This window comes from Salinisphaera aquimarina (genome assembly GCF_042643355.1).
GTDB classification, from domain to species: domain Bacteria; phylum Pseudomonadota; class Gammaproteobacteria; order Nevskiales; family Salinisphaeraceae; genus Salinisphaera; species Salinisphaera aquimarina.
This window is the reverse complement of record NZ_JBHRSS010000001.1, coordinates 523,113-538,542: the sequence shown is the minus strand read 5'-3', so window position 1 is coordinate 538,542 and position 15,430 is coordinate 523,113. Positions and strand designations below refer to the sequence as shown.

Here is a 15,430-nt window from a genome sequence, read left to right as displayed (position 1 = left end):
TTTTGGGCCGCAACCCTTCGGGACAGCGTCCATTTTCCTGCAGTACGGCGTTACAGCACGCTCATGTAGCCCGGCTACACGACGCGCACTGCGCCTTGTCTTGCAAAAAAATGGCCGCTGGCGCGGCGTCGGGCCAAACGGCAACACGCCCTAATACCCCAGTGCGAACGCGCTGTAGCCGACCATCAACGCCGGCACGGCCGAGTACAGCGTCGCCAGCAGCGCGGCGCGGGGCGTGAGTGCCAGCGCGGGAAACAGGGCATCGCCGTCGTTGCTGATCGCGTTGGCCAGCAGCGTGGACATCGGCACCACCCCGCTCAGATAGAGCGTCGCCAACAGAATCTGCGGCCCGCAGCCGGGTATGAAACCCACCAGCACGCCCATCAGCGGCATCAACGGAGCCGCAATATTGAACCAGGCGCTGGGATCGGTGCCGGTAAACGCGATACTGAGTTCGAACAACAGAAAAGCGACGATGACCCACACGGTCACGAAGTTGGTATCCGGGCTCGCGCGCGTGGCCAGCGCCAGCAGACCGTGCCCCTGTACCGGCCGTTCCACCGCCATCCCGTGACCCGGATTGGCCAGCGCCGACGACCGTTCCTGCATCAACCCCGCCGGCGCGGTGCCGCCAACGCGTGCTGCCCACATCAGCAGGGCGAGCATGGCGCCGGCAAACCCCAGCCACGTCGCCGGCTCGTATTCGGACAGGGGGCCGAACCAGGCGTTGGGATCCTGCTGAAATGCGATCGCCACGGCCAAAGGCATTCCGGCGGCCCACAGCGCGAACCAGCCTCGATCGAGCCACGGTCGTGATTCCACCCGACCCCGCGCGGACGGAGCGGCAGCACCGTCGGCCCTCGCCTCGGGCCGCATGTAGCCCGGGCCATGAATGGCATCCACGGCCCAGCCACCCAGAACCGCACAGACCAGGCTCACACCGAGCACCACCCCTGCGGTTCCCGGCGCGGCCGCGATCAGCAGGAACGCGGCATCGCCCATGGTCGCGATCAGAACCGCGACGAGGGCCCCGAACCCGATCCGTCCATTCACGAACTGCGTAACCACGACGATTGCGCCCCCACAGCCCGGCAACAAACCGAGGCCGGCGGCCAGCGGTACTTGCGCCCGGCCGGCGTTGGCGAGCCGACTTTCGAGGTCGACCGAAAACCGGTTCTCGATGCCGTAGAGCAGCATCAGGGTCGCGGCGACGAATACGCTGACCTGGAGATACGCCTCGGCGAGCGTGTCGCGTACGAGAACACCGGTCTCGGTGCCGCTGAGTACCGACAGGGTGATCAGCACAGGCAGGCTCCAGCGCCAGCTTCCACGAGCAAACACGGCCGGCCATCTTGTGCCGGTTGCGTATATCGCCCTCTGCGCCATTTCTTTCATCTGCGTCCTATATTAAGCCTAGGCTGACTTATAGAGCGAACGCTATCCGAAACCATGCCACCTGGCAAGCACTTCCAATCAGAAACCTGCGGCAGCGAACCCGGCATCTAATACAACGGCGCTCCGCGGACAGTTGCGGCGCAATGCGTCAGGCTGAAATCAGATACAGGCACAACGAAAGCGTGATCAGCGAGCCCAGGGTCGACAACAGAATCGTGCTCGACACTACCGAGGCCTCACGACCATAGAACTCGGCGAGCATGTACGGCCCGGTGCCGGTCGGCAAGGCGGCCAGCAGCAACGCGGCCTGGGCCCAGAACAGGGGCAGGTCGAAGACATAAACCGCCAGAATCCAGGCCAGCGCGGGCTGCACGATAAGCTTGAGTGTCACCAGCGCCGGCGCGCCGCTACTCTTTTCGCGCCTGGATTGAGCCAGGAAGGCGCCGAGCGAGACCAGCGCGCAGGGCGTGGTCGCCAGCCCCATCAGATGCAGGAATTTCGCGGCCGGCTCGAACAGCGTCAGACCACTCGCTGCCCACAGACCGCCCAGCACCGGCGCCACCACCAGCGGATTCCTGGCCAGCGCGAATACCACCTTGATCACGGCGCGGTGCAGTGTCCGTTCGGTCTGCAGACCCACCTCGACACAGACCACGGCAATCGCGAACAGCACGCATACGACCACCAGCGTGGCGATCAACGCCGGCACCAGCCCATCGTCCCCCAATACCAGCACGCATAGCGGAATGCCGATATAACCCGTGTTGGCATAGGCCGCGCCCAGGGCGTCGATACTCGCGTCGGCGAGATGGCGTGGGCCGCGCAGCCGATAGAGCAGCGTGGCACCGAACACCGCCATGGTCGAGATGACCGAGACGGCAACGAAACCCGGATGCCAGATCTGCGTCCAGCTCGCGGTGGCCGTGGATTCGAACAACAGCGCCGGCAGGCACAGCCAGACCACGAAACGGTTGAGTTCGGAGGCCGCGGTGTCGCCCAGGCGATGGGTGCGGCGGCACAGATAGCCGGCCAGAATCAGCCCGAAGATGGGCAACAGAACATTGGTGACGGAGGCCATGACGGCGCGCAACCTGTCGACGGGTACAAGGCGCAGCAGACTACGGCTGGCAATCGATACCGTCTAATGCTATTTACTATCGCGATTGATACCGAAAACACATCGTTTATGGATTTTCGCCAGCTGCGCTATTTCGCGGTTCTCGCCGAGACACTCAACTTCGGCGCCGCCGCGCGTCGACTGCATATCACCCAGCCGCCGTTGAGCCGGCAGATCGCGGCACTGGAATCACGGCTGGGTGTCGCCCTGTTCACCCGCACGTCCCGCTCGGTCGCGCTGACTGCCGCGGGCGTCGATTATCACGCCCACGTGCTGCGTCTGCTGGATGACGTCGACCGCGCCGAGCGCTCGGCACGGGCCACGGCGCATGGCCATCACGGCGAACTCAGCGTCGGGTTCACCATGTACGCGGCATGGAATCTGCTGCCGAAGCTGATCCGCGCATTCACCGATCAGCGCCCACAGATCTCGATTCGTCTGGAGGAGACGCTGCCAGGACATCTCGACGAGGCACTGGCATCGGCGCGCGCCGACGTCGGTATCGGCTTTCCGTCCCAGCTCCGGCGGACGCTACGCTATCGAAGCCTGTTCCGGGAGCCGCTATGCGCGGTGTTGCCAAGCACACACCGGCTGGCCGAACAACCGCTGATTGCGGTGGATGAGCTCGCCCAGGAGCCGTTCGTCACCTTCCCGCGCACCACCGCGCCGGCGCTCTACGAGGCGCTTTCAAGCTGTTGCGCGCGCCACGGTTTCGAACCGACCATCCGCCTGGAAACCCATCTGCAGCAGACCATCGTCAATCTGGTCGCGGCCGGGCTGGGGGTGTCGCTGGTACCCGAATCCATGCGCCGCATGCAGTTGCCGGGCGCGGTGTTTCATCCGATCCGGGACGCGCCCCTGATCGAACAGGGGATTTACTGGAGCGCGCATAACCACAATCCGTGTCTCGCGCCTTTTCTGGAGTGTTCGCGTGCCTTGAGCACGACGGGCGAGACCATGTGACAGCCAAGCCGACGCACAGGCTGGTCAGCCCATCGCGTCCTCGAGGATCATCTCGGCGCCCTTCTCGGCGATCGCCGTTGTCGGGGCATTGGTGTTGCCGCCGACCAGGGTCGGCATGATCGACGCGTCGACCACGCGCAGGCCCTGCATGCCGTGCACGCGCAGACGGTCGTCGACCACGGCCTGATCGTCATGGCCCATCTTGCATGTGCCCACCGGGTGATAGATCGTCTCCGCGCGCGCACGAATGAAGCGCTGGATGGCGGCATCGTCCTGCACGTCTTCGCCGGGCTCCATCTCGCGCTCGCGATGCGCGGCCAGCGGCTCGGCGCCCATGATACGACGGCCGATCTTGACCGCCCGAACCAGTTGCGCCATGTCCTCCGGCGCCGACAGATAATTCGGGTCGATGAACGCGTCGGCCATCGGATCAGCGCTTCGCAGCCCGACAAAGCCACGGGATTTCGGCCGCAGGTCGCAGATGCGCAGCGTATAGCCGTGATGCTTGATGGTGTTCCACAGATTATGGCCGTGATCCTGCTCGATCGTGGCGATGAAATGCAGCTGCATGTCGGCCAGTTCGGGGGCTTCGTCGTTGGCCACGAAACCGCCGGATTCGGCGACGTTGCTGGTCAGCTGTCCACGGCCGTGGACGAAATAGTCCCAGACGGCCTTCGGGGCGTCGATGAGCAGGAACTTCGGCCCCAGACGCAGGCTGAGCTTTGTCTTCTCGATATCGATGATGCTGACATCGAGATGATCCTGCAGGTTCTTGCCCACGCCTTCGAGCGCATGCAGGACCGGAATACTGTGGGCGTCCAGCTCGGACTGCGGCCCGATGCCCGAGAGCATGAGCAGCTGCGGGGAGTTGATCGCCCCGCCGCACAGCAGCACCTCGCGTTTCGCCGCCACGGCATGGCCGCCGCCGAACCAGCCTTTCTTGTAGGTGACGCCGGTCGCGCGCTTGCCTTCCAGCAGAATCCGCTTGGCACGCGCGCGCGTGATCACGGTGAGGTTCTTGCGATCCGCCACGGGATGCAGAAACGCGTCCGCGTTGCTGCAGCGGCGACCGTTGTCCTGAGCCACGTTATAGAGCCCGAAGCCCTGCTCGGTGGCGCCGCCGAAGTCGTCGTTGCGCTCGTAGCCACAGGCGACCGCCGCGTCCACGAACTTGCGGCTGAGCGGATTGACGTGGCGAAGATTGCTCACCGCATAGCTGCCGCTCTGGCCGTGATACTCGTTCTCGCCGTTCTCGAAGCGTTCGGACTTGCGAAAATACCCAAGCATCTCGCGATAGCCCCAGCCGCGATTGCCGAGTTCCGCCCAGTGGTCGTAGTCCCAGGCGTTGCCGCGCGTATAGCACTGCGCGTTGATGGCGCTGGAACCGCCCAGCGTCTTGCCGCGCGGCCAGAACATCTGCCGATTGTCGAGATGCTTCTGTGGCGCGGTGTAATACGCCCAGTTGAACATCTTCGACCACATCAGGCCGATGATGCCGATCGGGATATGGATCAACGGATTCCAGTCGCCCGGCCCCGCCTCCAGCATGCAGACGGATACATTCGGGTCCGCGCTCAGACGGTTCGCCAGCACGCAACCGGCCGAGCCACCGCCGACAATCACGTAATCGAACGTTTTCTGCTGTGCGGACATCCTGACCCCTCGTGCCGAAAATAGTTATTTTCGCATACGCGGCCATGCCGTGTCGGGTAATCAGCGTTTTTGAATCAGCGGCGAAAGAATACGTCGACGATCAGCGCGGCCTCGCGTTGCATCTCACGATCTTGACACATATGGCGCGTCATCTGGCCGTCGGAATTCCAGAGCGAGGCATCCTGCGCCGTATGCCCCGCGATCGCTTTTTAAAGGGCGCCGCGCCCCAATCGGACCACGGCGCTCTCATCCCGGACTCCAGCTAGTGGCGAGAGTCGGGCAGCGTGATATTGAGCTCGAGCACCTCGAGATCGCCCTCACGCTCGATTTCCATCTGTACCGCCTCTTCTCCGACCTCGACATACTTGCGCAGCACCGCGAGCAGATCCCGCTGCAGCTGCGGGAAGTACGCCGGATGATTGCCACCGCCGGTACGACGATGCGCGACAACGACCTGCAGTCGCTCCTTGGCCATCTGCGCCGAGCCTTTTTTCTCGGCGCGAAAAACATCGAGCCAACCCATGGTTTACCTCCCCATCAAACGATCGAGGAAGCCTTTCTTGGCTTCGGTGAAACGCATCGGGCGGTTCTCACCGAGAAAACGCGCCACCATGTCCAGATAGGCCTGTCCGGCATCGGCATTGTCTTCGAGCGCCACCGGCACACCCGAGTTCGAGGCATTGAGCACGGTTTCGGATTCCGGGATCACGCCCAGCAGCGGGATACCGAGAATATCGTTGACGTCGACCAGCGAGAGCATTTCGCCCTTGCCCACGCGGCTGGGCGCATAGCGGGTGACCACCAGATGCTCCTTGACCGGCTCTTCGCCCTTCTCGGCGCGACGTGTCTTGGACGACAGCATGCCGAGCACGCGATCGGAATCGCGTACCGAAGAGACTTCCGGATTGGTGACCACCAGCGCTTCGTCGGCGAAATACATCGCCATGATGGCCCCGGTTTCGATGCCGGCCGGCGAATCACAGACGATATAGTCGAACTCCTCGGCCAGCTTGTTGAGCGTGCGTTCCACGCCTTCCAGCACCAGCGCGTCCTTGTCGCGGGTCTGGGACGCCGCGAGGATATAGAGATTCTCGACCCGCTTGTCGCGGATCATGGCCTGCTTGAGGTTGGCCTCGCCCTGGATCACGTTGATGAAGTCGAACACAACCCGGCGTTCGCACCCCATGATCAGATCGAGATTACGCAAGCCCACGTCAAAGTCGATGACGATGGTCTTGTGACCCCGCATGGCCAGGCCGGTCGCAAAGGATGCGGCAGTCGTGGTCTTGCCGACCCCGCCTTTACCGGACGTGACGACGATCGTTTTTGCCACTCGCTACTCCTGCAATTCTATGGTCAAGTTGTCATGCTCCAGAGATACCTGAACGGCCCTGGAACGTACGCCCTCGTCTATGGCATCGGCGACCTTGTAACAGCCGGCGATGGCGACCAGATCCGGCTCGAAGCGGCGGCAGAAGATACGCGCCTGCGTGTCTCCGCTCGCGCCGGCCAGTGCGCGCCCACGCAGCGCACCGTAAATATGGATATGCCCGTCGGCCAATATTTCCGCACCTTCGCTGACCGAGCTTGCGATGACAAGATCGCCGCCACGCGCATAGATCTGCTGGCCGGAGCGCACCGGCCGCGTCACAAGGCGTGTGGGTGTTTTCGCGGATTCCGGTGCATCGTTGTCCCGGGCCGGTGGCGGGCTGTCTTTAGGCTCCGGCGCGGATTTGCGCGCGCGCTCGGCACCGTTGCTGCCACGGGTGGGCGAGGCAATAACGCTCAGGCCTGCATCCGCGGCGGCAGCCGCCACCTGCTCGTTCGGGTCGAGCACGCCGACCAGCATCAGCCCGGCATCGCGCACGATGTTCCCCAGGGCGGCCAGATCGGGGAGCGCGTCCGGCAGCGACAGCAGCACCGGCATGCGTGAGAAGAAACCGGGCGTGCGTTTCAACTGGTCGTCGATCTGCTTGGCGATGCGGTCGCTGTCGGTTTCGCGAACCTCGAGCACCGTAATCGTCATCATCCGACCCTTGAACACGACGCCGGCAGCCGCCGCGGTAGTTGTACCCGCCATGTGCTAAGTCACGTTCAAAACAATGCGGGATTCTAGCATGCTCATGGTCTGCGTCTTGCATAGAAAATAGCGGTACTCTATCCCTCACACGATTGCTTGAACCTATCCCATGAATGACTTCTGGCAGGGTTATCGCAGCCCCGGCTTCTTTGATGAGCTGTTCGACGACGGCGGGTCGCCCCGAGCATCGGCGCGTGGCCTGATTCGCCAGCTGGGGGAATTCGGCGGCCCCGAACTGAGCAACCGGCGTACCGCGGCCGATCTGTCGATCAAAGCCATGGGCATCACCTTCACGGTGTACTCCGATGCCGGCATGATCGACCGCGCCTGGCCCTTCGACGTGCTGCCCCGCACAATCGGCGAGACCGAATGGCAGCGGGTACGCGACGGCCTGCTGCAGCGGGTCACCGCGCTCAACATGTTCATTGCCGATCTCTACGGCGAGCAGAAGATCATCGCCGACGGCGTATTTCCGCGCGAAGTGCTCGAGCACTCGGTGAACTTCCGCCCGGAATGTGTGGGCATCCGGCCGCCGGGCGATATCTGGGCGCATATCTGCGGCTCGGATCTGGTCCGCGACGGCCAGGGCGACTTCTACGTGCTGGAGGACAACCTGCGCGTGCCCTCCGGCGTGTCCTACATGGTCGAGAACCGGCTGGTTTCGAAACGGGTGTTTCCGGAACTGTTCGAACGCCATACGATCCTGCCCGTGGACGACTACGCCAGCGAGCTGCTCGATGCGCTGAATGCGTTGTCGCCGCGCAAGGATGTGACCCCGAACGTCGCAGTACTCACGCCCGGCGTCTACAACTCGGCGTTCTTCGAGCACGTCTGGCTCGCCGGCCAGATGGGCGCGGAACTGGTACAGGGCAGCGACCTGTATGTGGATCGTGATGACTGTGTCTACTCGCACACCATCTTCGGGCCACAGCGGGTGGACGTCATCTACCGGCGCGTCGACGATGCCTTCATCGACCCCGAAGCCTTTCGCCCCGACTCCATGCTCGGCACGAAAGGGCTGATGCGGGCCTGGCGCGCGGGCAACGTCGCCATCGCCAACGCACCGGGGGCCGGCGTGGCCGACGACAAGGTCGTCTACGCCTACGTGCCCGAGATGATCCGCTACTACCTGGATGAAGACATCAAGTTGCCGAATGTGCCGACCTTTCTGTGCATGGATCCCAAGCAACGCGCACATGTGCTGGCGAACCTGGACAAGCTCGTGGTCAAGCCCGCCAACGAATCCGGCGGCTACGGCATGCTCATCGGCCCGCGCGCGACCGACGCCGAGCGCGCCCAGTTCGCCGACCTGATCAAGCGCAATCCGCGTAACTACATCGCCCAGCCCACGCTGGCGCTGTCCACCTCCCCCACCCTGATCGACGGCTGCGCCGCGCCCCGCCACGTGGACCTGCGGCCTTTCATCGTCTCGCGCCCCGACGGCGGCGGTTTCGTGACCATGGGCGGGCTCACGCGGGTGGCGCTGCGCGAAGGCTCGCTGGTGGTGAACAGCTCCCAGGGCGGCGGCAGCAAGGACACCTGGATCGTCCAGGACGAGGAGCACTGACCGTGTTGTCACGACTTGCACAGAATCTGTTCTGGGTCGGGCGCTATCTGGAACGTGCCGAATCCAGCGCGCGCCTGATCAATGCCACCACCCTGCTGCTGCTGGATCTGCCCCGGCAGACCGAGTTCGACTGGCGCGCGCTGGTCGAAATCGTCGGCGCCGACGATCTGTTCGCCGAGCGCTATCCGGACGGCAGCGAAACCTGTGTGATGCGCTTTCTCACGAGCGATCGCGCCCATCCCGGCTCGATCGCCAGTTCGGTGGCCTCCGCGCGCGAGAATCTGCGCAGCGCCCGCGACCTCATTCCGCGCGAGGTGTGGGAGGAGATCAACGGCCTGCATCTGTTCATGGCCGACGAGGGCCAGCAGATCGAGCGCCGGCTCGCGCGCAGTCGGGTGATGGATCGCGTGGTTCATACCGCGCGCCTGACCTGGGGCCAGATCGAATCGGGCATGAGTCGGGACGCCGCCTACGACATGCTCACTCTGGGCATGTCGATCGAGCGCGCCGACATGACCACACGCGTGATCGACGTGCGCAGCAGCGACCTGCTCACCGACGAAACCGGCGACCTGCTCCCTTACCAGAATGTGCAATGGATCAGCGTGCTCAAGTCACTGAGCGCCTTCCAGATGTACCGGCGGCACGTGCGCACACGAGTCACCGGCCCCGGCGTGGTGCGTTTTCTGCTCTCCGACGTCGCCTTTCCCCGGTCGACGCGTTTCTGTCTGCACCAAGCGGGTGCACGGCTGGCACGACTGCCCAATTCAAGCCCCTGCACCGCACAACTGAATATCGCCCTGGATGTACTCTCCAACGCGGATTTCAGCCGTCTCAGCGGTCATCGTCTGAGCGAGTTTCTCGACCGTATGCAGATCGAGTTGAACCGCTTCAACGACGTGATTCAGAGCCGATACTTTCAGCACTAGGCTCAGAGTAATTCAGCCGGCGCACCGCGCGGGGCGCCATTTCACAGGTCACCGCGACCGGACATATTCGATGCTCGACTTCTATTGCCAGTGCGGCAATTCGATATTCTTCAACAACACCCGCTGTCTGCGCTGCGAACGCCGTCTGGGCTTCCTGCCCGAAGCCCGGCGACTGACCTCGCTGGAACCGCTCGGTGATGGCCGCTGGCAGGTACCGCCGGCCGGCAGCGTGCTCGGTCGTATCTACCGGCTGTGCACCAACTACAGCGATCACAATGTCTGCAACTGGCTGGTGCCGGAAGAGTCCCCGCACTGCCTGTGCCCGTCCTGTCGGCTCACGCGCACGATTCCCGATCTCACCGAGCCCCGTCACCACGCGCTCTGGGCCAAGCTCGAGGCGTCCAAGCGGCATCTGGTCTACAACCTAATGCAGCTGGGTCTGCCGATCATCGGCCGCGACCAGGATCCCGACAACGGCCTGGCCTTCGATTTTCTTGCCGACCGGGACGCCAATACCGAATTCACCGAACGGCTCGCCGGCCAGGCCCAGATCAATACCGGCCATGCCAACGGCCTGATCACCATCAATATCGCGGAAGCCGACGATGTCGCCCGGGCGCGCATGCGCGAACAGATGGGCGAGCACTACCGCACCCTGCTGGGTCATTTCCGGCACGAGATCGGGCACTACTACTGGGCCCGGCTGATCGACAATACGCCGAGGATCGACGAATACCGCGCCCTGTTCGGCGATGAACGCGCCGACTACGGTGCCGCACTCCAGCAGCACTATAGCCAGGGCGCGCCCGCGGACTGGCAGGCGCACTTCGTGACCCCCTATGCTTCGTCCCATCCTTGGGAGGACTGGGCCGAATCATGGGCGCACTATCTGCACATCCGCGACACGCTGGAAACCGCGACCGAGTACCAACTGGTGGCCGCGCCGCCGTGGCAGCGCGACAGCAGCGACTTCGATGCACTCAGTCACCGCTGGACCCATCTGGCGATCGGCATGAACGCGGTCAATCGCAGCATGGGTCTGCCGGATGCCTATCCATTCGTGCTGCCGGCGCGCGCCTACGAAAAACTCGGCTTCATCCATCGCGTGGTCGACGGCTACGAGAATCCGGCGCGCTGATCGCATCGATCGAGCCGACTCGCCCCGGGCAGGCACTTTGACGGCGCGCGCCCGCGGCATCGCCCTGACCGCGGCCGGGGTACTCGTGCTCAGTCCGGATTCGATCCTGATTCGTCTGCTCGGCGCCGATCTGGCGACCACCCTGTTCTGGCGTGGACTGGCCATGGGCGTGGGCCTGTTCGCTTATATCGTGATTCGCGACCGCGGCACCACCGCAATGCTCCGACAGCTGCGGCGTCCGCAGGGTTGGGGGCTGGGTGTGCTGTTCGCGCTCAGCAATATCCTGTTCGTCACCGCGCTCGCGAACACCTCGGTCGCCGACACCCTGGGGTGTCTGGCCACGGCGTCCATCTTTGCCGCACTGCTGAGCACCGTGTTTCTGCGCGAACGCGCGCCGCTGCGGGTCTGGGTGGTGTCGGCGGTGATCGCACTCGGTCTGTTCCTGATCGCCGTGGGCGGTGCCGGCAGCGGCTTCGGGCGCCTGATCGGAGTCGCCACGGCGGCTGTGTTCGGCGCCACATTCGTGGTCATGCGAGCCACCGGCGACGGCGACACCCTGCCGGGACTGGCGCTGGGCGGCGCCTTGATCGCGCTGGCATCCGCATGGCCGGCATCGCCGCTGTCGCTCGACACGACGGGGCTCGGCGCCCTGGCGGCCATGGCCGTGGTGCTGCCGCTCGCCTTCGGCCTGATCGGCCGCGGTCCGCGCTATCTGCCGGCGCCGGAAGTCAGCCTGCTGATGCTCCTGGAGACCGTGTTCGGCACGCTCTGGGCATGGCTGTGGCTGGCTGAAGCGCCCACTGCGACCACCCTGCTCGCCATTGCCATCATCCTGGGCGCGCTGGCGGCGTTCTATGCCCGCCAGGCCCAGGTGAACCGACTTCGAAGCGTACCGGCATGACCCTTCTCGAACACGTCACCTTTCGTCAACTCGGCGCACTTCGCTATGCCGTGCGCGAAGCCGGGCCGGCCGACGGCACGCCCATCGTACTGCTGCACGGACTGCTCGATACCGGGGCCAGCTTCGCAGCCCTGGTCGATGCCATCGACGCCCGCGTGCCCGGGCATTATCGTTTCATCGTCCCGGACTGGCGCGGCCACGGCCAGACCCAATCCATCGACAACACTTACTGGTTCCCGGAATACCTGGTCGATCTGGAACGGCTCATCGACAACGTCGTCGGCGCAGCCGATCAGCGCGTCATCCTGGTCGGCCACAGCATGGGAGGCCAGGTCGCCAGCCAGTACGCCGGCGTGCGTCCGCACCGCGTGTCGCATCTGGTCACACTCGACAGCCTGAACGTGCCCGATGCCGACACCGCCGAGACCGCGAGACGCTACCGGCGCTGGCTGGATGCGCAGGCCTCGCCGCCGATCGAGCGGGTATACGACGACACCGCCGCTATCGCCCAACGTATCGGCAAGCGCTATCCGGAGCTCGACGACAACGAACTGGCCACGCTGGCCGAACGCTGGTCGGAATCGGTCGACGACACCGAGCGCCGGCGCATGAACCACGACGTCTGGCACCGGGCCACTGCCGCCTACGGTTTTCGCGCGGATGAAGCCATGGCGCTCTGGCGCGAGGTCAGCGCCGCTGTGCTGTGCATCGATGCCGCCGGTTCGATGATGCGATTCGTCATCGACGACGAGGAAATGGCCCGTCGACGCGCCTGTTTCACCACCGTCGAGCATGTCGTGCTCGAGCGTTGCGGCCATATGCTGCATATCCAGCGGCCCGAAGCGCTCGCGGATGCGATTTGCGCTTTTCTGAGCGCCCACGAGTGAACTGAAACGACAGCGAAATACCCGCCGCAGACGGGTTTGCGGGCACGATCGCCATTGCCTATGCTCGACTGAACCTTTTCAATCCGGCCGATCGATCGGCCGCGGAGTTGCGCGATGCTGACGCTCATCTGGATCGTTGTCTTTCTCGGCGCGTTTCTCGCCCTGGCCTACAACCGGGTCGGCCTCAGGACGGCGACGGCGGTGACCGCACTCTTGCTGGCGGCCTGTACGCTTACCAGCACCGGGTTCGGCGTCGGCCTGTTCCTGTGGCTGGTCTTTGCCGCGGTAGCCGTGCCGCTGAACGTCGCGGCCATCCGCAAGCCGTGGCTCACGCAGCCGATTCTGGATCTGTTCCGCGAGGTGCTGCCGACCCTCTCGGCCACCGAACGCACCGCGCTCGATGCCGGCAGCGTGTGGTGGGAAGGCGAAATGTTCTCCGGCGCGCCCAACTGGCGCCGGCTGGACAAGCTGCCGCCACCGGTATTGTCCGACGAGGAACAGGCATTTCTGGATGGCCCGGTCCAGCAGCTGCTGGACATCTGCGACGAGTGGCAGATCAGCCATGAAGACGCCGACCTGAGCGATGCCGCCTGGCAGTTCATCAAGGACAACAAGTTCTGGGGCATGATCATTCCCAAACGCTACGGCGGACTCGCGTTTTCTGCCTATGCGCATTCCTGCGTGCTGGCCAAGATCGGCAGCGGGCCGGCCGGCGGCACCGTCGGCCCGATCGTGGCCGTGCCCAATTCGCTCGGCCCGGCCGAACTGCTCATGCACTACGGCACCGACGCACAGAAGGACCACTACCTGCCGCGCCTGGCCGTGGGCGAGGAAATCCCCTGCTTCGGCCTCACCGGCCCGCACGCCGGCTCCGACGCCGGCGCCATTCCCGACCGGGGCGTGGTCTGCAAGGGCGAATGGAACGGCGAGCAGGTCGTCGGCATAAAGGTGACCTGGAACAAGCGCTATATCACTCTGGCTCCGGTCGCGACGGTGCTGGGACTGGCGATCAAGATGTACGACCCGGACGGGCTGCTTGGCGACGACACCGAACTGGGCGTGACCTGCGCGTTGATCCCCACCGATATCGAAGGCGTACATACCGGGCGACGGCATTTTCCGGCCAGCGCCCCGTTCCAGAACGGGCCGACCTGGGGCACGGATGTTTTCGTGCCGCTGGATTTCATCATCGGCGGCCAGAAAATGATCGGCCAGGGCTGGCGCATGCTCATGGAATGCCTGTCGGTCGGGCGCTCGATCTCGCTGCCTTCGGGCTCCACCGGCGACGCCATCGGCAACGCCCGCCTGACCGGCGCCTATGCCGTCATCCGGCGCCAGTTCAATGTATCCATCGGTGCGTTCGAAGGCATCCAGGAAGCACTGGCGCGAATCGGCGGCAAGACCTACGCCTGCGAGTCGGTGCGCCGCTTCACCGCCAACGCCGTGGACCTGGGCGAAAAACCCTCGGTGGCCTCGGCGATCGCCAAATACCATGTCACCACCATGGGCCAGCAGGTCGCCAAGGACGCGATGGATATCCATGCCGGCAAGGCGGTCATGCTCGGCCCGTCCAACCCGGTGGCCCGGAGCTTTCAGGCCGCGCCGGTGAACATCACCGTCGAGGGTGCCAATATCCTGACCCGGTCGATGATGATCTATGGCCAGGGCGCGATCCGCTGTCATCCCTATGTGCTCGACGAAATCGAGGCTGCCGGTAACCCGGACAAATCGGCGGCTTTGAACGATTTCGACGACCTGTTCTACGCTCACGTCGGCCACGACCTCGCCGCCGCCGCACGATCGCTGGTCATGGGCATCACCGGCGGACTGGGCACGGCCACCGGCAACACCGCCGTGCTCAAGCCCTACTATCAGGCCATGAACCGTTATTCGGCGAATCTTGCGCTGCTATCGGATATCGCCATGGCAACGATGGGCGGCAGCCTGAAATTCCGCGAATCGATTTCCGCACGGCTCGGCGATGTGCTGTCCAATCTCTATATCGTCAGCGCCACCCTCAAACGTTTCGTGGAAGATGGTGCCCACGCCGAGGATCTGGCGTTCGTGCAATGGGTCTGTGAAGATGCCTTTGCGACCATCGAGACCGCACTCGCCGGCGTAATCCGGCATCTGCCCAATCGCCCCGCCGCGTGGCTGGCCGGCGTGCTGATCTTCCCGCTGGGTCTGAGCGCCCGGGTGCCGGGCGATGTCCTCGGTCAACGTATCGCCGCGCTGCTGCAGACGCCCGGCGCTGTCCGCGACCGGCTGACGCCGCGCTGCTATATCTCGCAGACCAAGAACGAAAGCGTGGCGCTGTTCGAACAGGCCATGCAGGCCACGCTCGACGGCGCCGATCTGCAGAAGAGACTCGTATCGGCCCGCAAGGAGAACAAGGTGACCGCCGATCACCCGCTCGAGCAGATCGAACAGGCAGCCGCGGCGGAAGTATTCAGCGCCGACGAAGCGCAGCGCATGCGCGATCTCTACGAACTGCAGATGGCCGTCATCAATGTGGACGATTTCGATCCCGCCGAAATGCGTTCAGCGCGAAAGAAGGCGGCCGCGAGCCGCTCTCGCGCGGCCTGAGAATTGGACCTTGCAGACCCACCTCAACGGGCCGCCAGATGCGGCCCGTTTTTTTTGCCGGCGGTCTTCGGCGCAGGGCAAACAGAACACGGCCAGCGCAAAACGCGCAAACGCGCGCACTGCGTCATCCGGAGACTATCCGGGCATAAGAAATAGCGCGCGCGGCGGCCGGACCGACGCTGTCGCCTGAGGGCGACAAAACCCTGTACTCACC

The 15,430-nt window shown here is 64.4% G+C and carries 13 protein-coding genes; 7 read left to right on the top strand and 6 right to left on the bottom strand.

Translation table 11 applies throughout. From position 1 onward, the window contains the following. Positions 1 to 150: 150 nt before the first annotated feature. On the bottom strand, positions 151 to 1,341 hold the full coding sequence (locus ACFOSU_RS02475; RefSeq protein ID WP_380686119.1) for a putative manganese transporter: 1,191 nt from the start codon (positions 1,339 to 1,341) through the stop codon (positions 151 to 153). Positions 1,342 to 1,543: 202 nt separating this feature from the next. Next, the gene (locus ACFOSU_RS02470; protein WP_380686117.1) at positions 1,544 to 2,473 is read right to left on the bottom strand and encodes an AEC family transporter; all 930 of its coding nucleotides are present in this window, start codon (positions 2,471 to 2,473) and stop codon (positions 1,544 to 1,546) included. Positions 2,474 to 2,581: 108 nt separating this feature from the next. Between ACFOSU_RS02470 and ACFOSU_RS02465 the strand changes: the two genes are divergently transcribed. Beyond that, on the top strand, positions 2,582 to 3,475 hold the full coding sequence (locus ACFOSU_RS02465) for a LysR family transcriptional regulator (RefSeq protein ID WP_380686115.1): 894 nt from the start codon (positions 2,582 to 2,584) through the stop codon (positions 3,473 to 3,475). Positions 3,476 to 3,499: 24 nt separating this feature from the next. Here the strand turns inward: ACFOSU_RS02465 and ACFOSU_RS02460 are convergent, their stop codons facing one another. From ACFOSU_RS02460 to minC, 4 genes are all read right to left on the bottom strand, one after another. After that, on the bottom strand, positions 3,500 to 5,128 hold the full coding sequence (locus ACFOSU_RS02460) for a GMC family oxidoreductase (RefSeq protein ID WP_380686113.1): 1,629 nt from the start codon (positions 5,126 to 5,128) through the stop codon (positions 3,500 to 3,502). 262 nt (positions 5,129 to 5,390) lie between these two features. Beyond that, positions 5,391 to 5,651 (bottom strand): cell division topological specificity factor MinE, encoded by a 261-nt coding sequence (gene minE / locus ACFOSU_RS02455; protein WP_380686111.1) that lies wholly within the window; start codon positions 5,649 to 5,651, stop codon positions 5,391 to 5,393. Between the two features lie 3 nt (positions 5,652 to 5,654). Beyond that, the gene (gene minD, locus ACFOSU_RS02450; protein WP_380686109.1) at positions 5,655 to 6,461 is read right to left on the bottom strand and encodes a septum site-determining protein MinD; all 807 of its coding nucleotides are present in this window, start codon (positions 6,459 to 6,461) and stop codon (positions 5,655 to 5,657) included. 3 nt (positions 6,462 to 6,464) lie between these two features. Continuing rightward, the gene (minC, locus tag ACFOSU_RS02445; protein WP_380686107.1) at positions 6,465 to 7,208 is read right to left on the bottom strand and encodes a septum site-determining protein MinC; all 744 of its coding nucleotides are present in this window, start codon (positions 7,206 to 7,208) and stop codon (positions 6,465 to 6,467) included. A gap of 109 nt (positions 7,209 to 7,317) precedes the next feature. On the opposite strand from minC, the gene ACFOSU_RS02440 reads away from it, so the two are divergent. From ACFOSU_RS02440 to ACFOSU_RS02415, 6 genes are all read left to right on the top strand, one after another. Beyond that, on the top strand, positions 7,318 to 8,775 hold the full coding sequence (locus ACFOSU_RS02440; protein ID WP_380686105.1) for a circularly permuted type 2 ATP-grasp protein: 1,458 nt from the start codon (positions 7,318 to 7,320) through the stop codon (positions 8,773 to 8,775). A 2-nt stretch (positions 8,776 to 8,777) separates the two neighbouring features. After that, positions 8,778 to 9,704 carry an alpha-E domain-containing protein gene (locus ACFOSU_RS02435; RefSeq protein ID WP_380686103.1) on the top strand — a complete coding sequence of 309 codons (927 nt, stop codon included), beginning with the start codon at positions 8,778 to 8,780 and terminating at the stop codon, positions 9,702 to 9,704. Between the two features lie 70 nt (positions 9,705 to 9,774). Then, on the top strand, positions 9,775 to 10,842 hold the full coding sequence (locus ACFOSU_RS02430; RefSeq protein ID WP_380686101.1) for a zinc-binding metallopeptidase family protein: 1,068 nt from the start codon (positions 9,775 to 9,777) through the stop codon (positions 10,840 to 10,842). A 37-nt stretch (positions 10,843 to 10,879) separates the two neighbouring features. Next, positions 10,880 to 11,743, top strand: a complete 864-nt coding sequence (locus ACFOSU_RS02425; RefSeq protein WP_380686099.1) for a DMT family transporter — start codon at positions 10,880 to 10,882, stop codon at positions 11,741 to 11,743. Continuing rightward, complete coding sequence (locus tag ACFOSU_RS02420) at positions 11,740 to 12,630, top strand: alpha/beta fold hydrolase (RefSeq protein ID WP_380686097.1); 891 nt, start codon at positions 11,740 to 11,742, stop codon at positions 12,628 to 12,630. The genes ACFOSU_RS02425 and ACFOSU_RS02420 overlap by 4 nt, the downstream gene beginning before the upstream one ends. Before the next feature lie 114 nt (positions 12,631 to 12,744). Continuing rightward, positions 12,745 to 15,216, top strand: coding sequence for an acyl-CoA dehydrogenase (locus ACFOSU_RS02415; protein WP_380686095.1), 2,472 nt, complete (start codon positions 12,745 to 12,747; stop codon positions 15,214 to 15,216). The last annotated feature ends 214 nt before the right edge of the window (positions 15,217 to 15,430 follow it).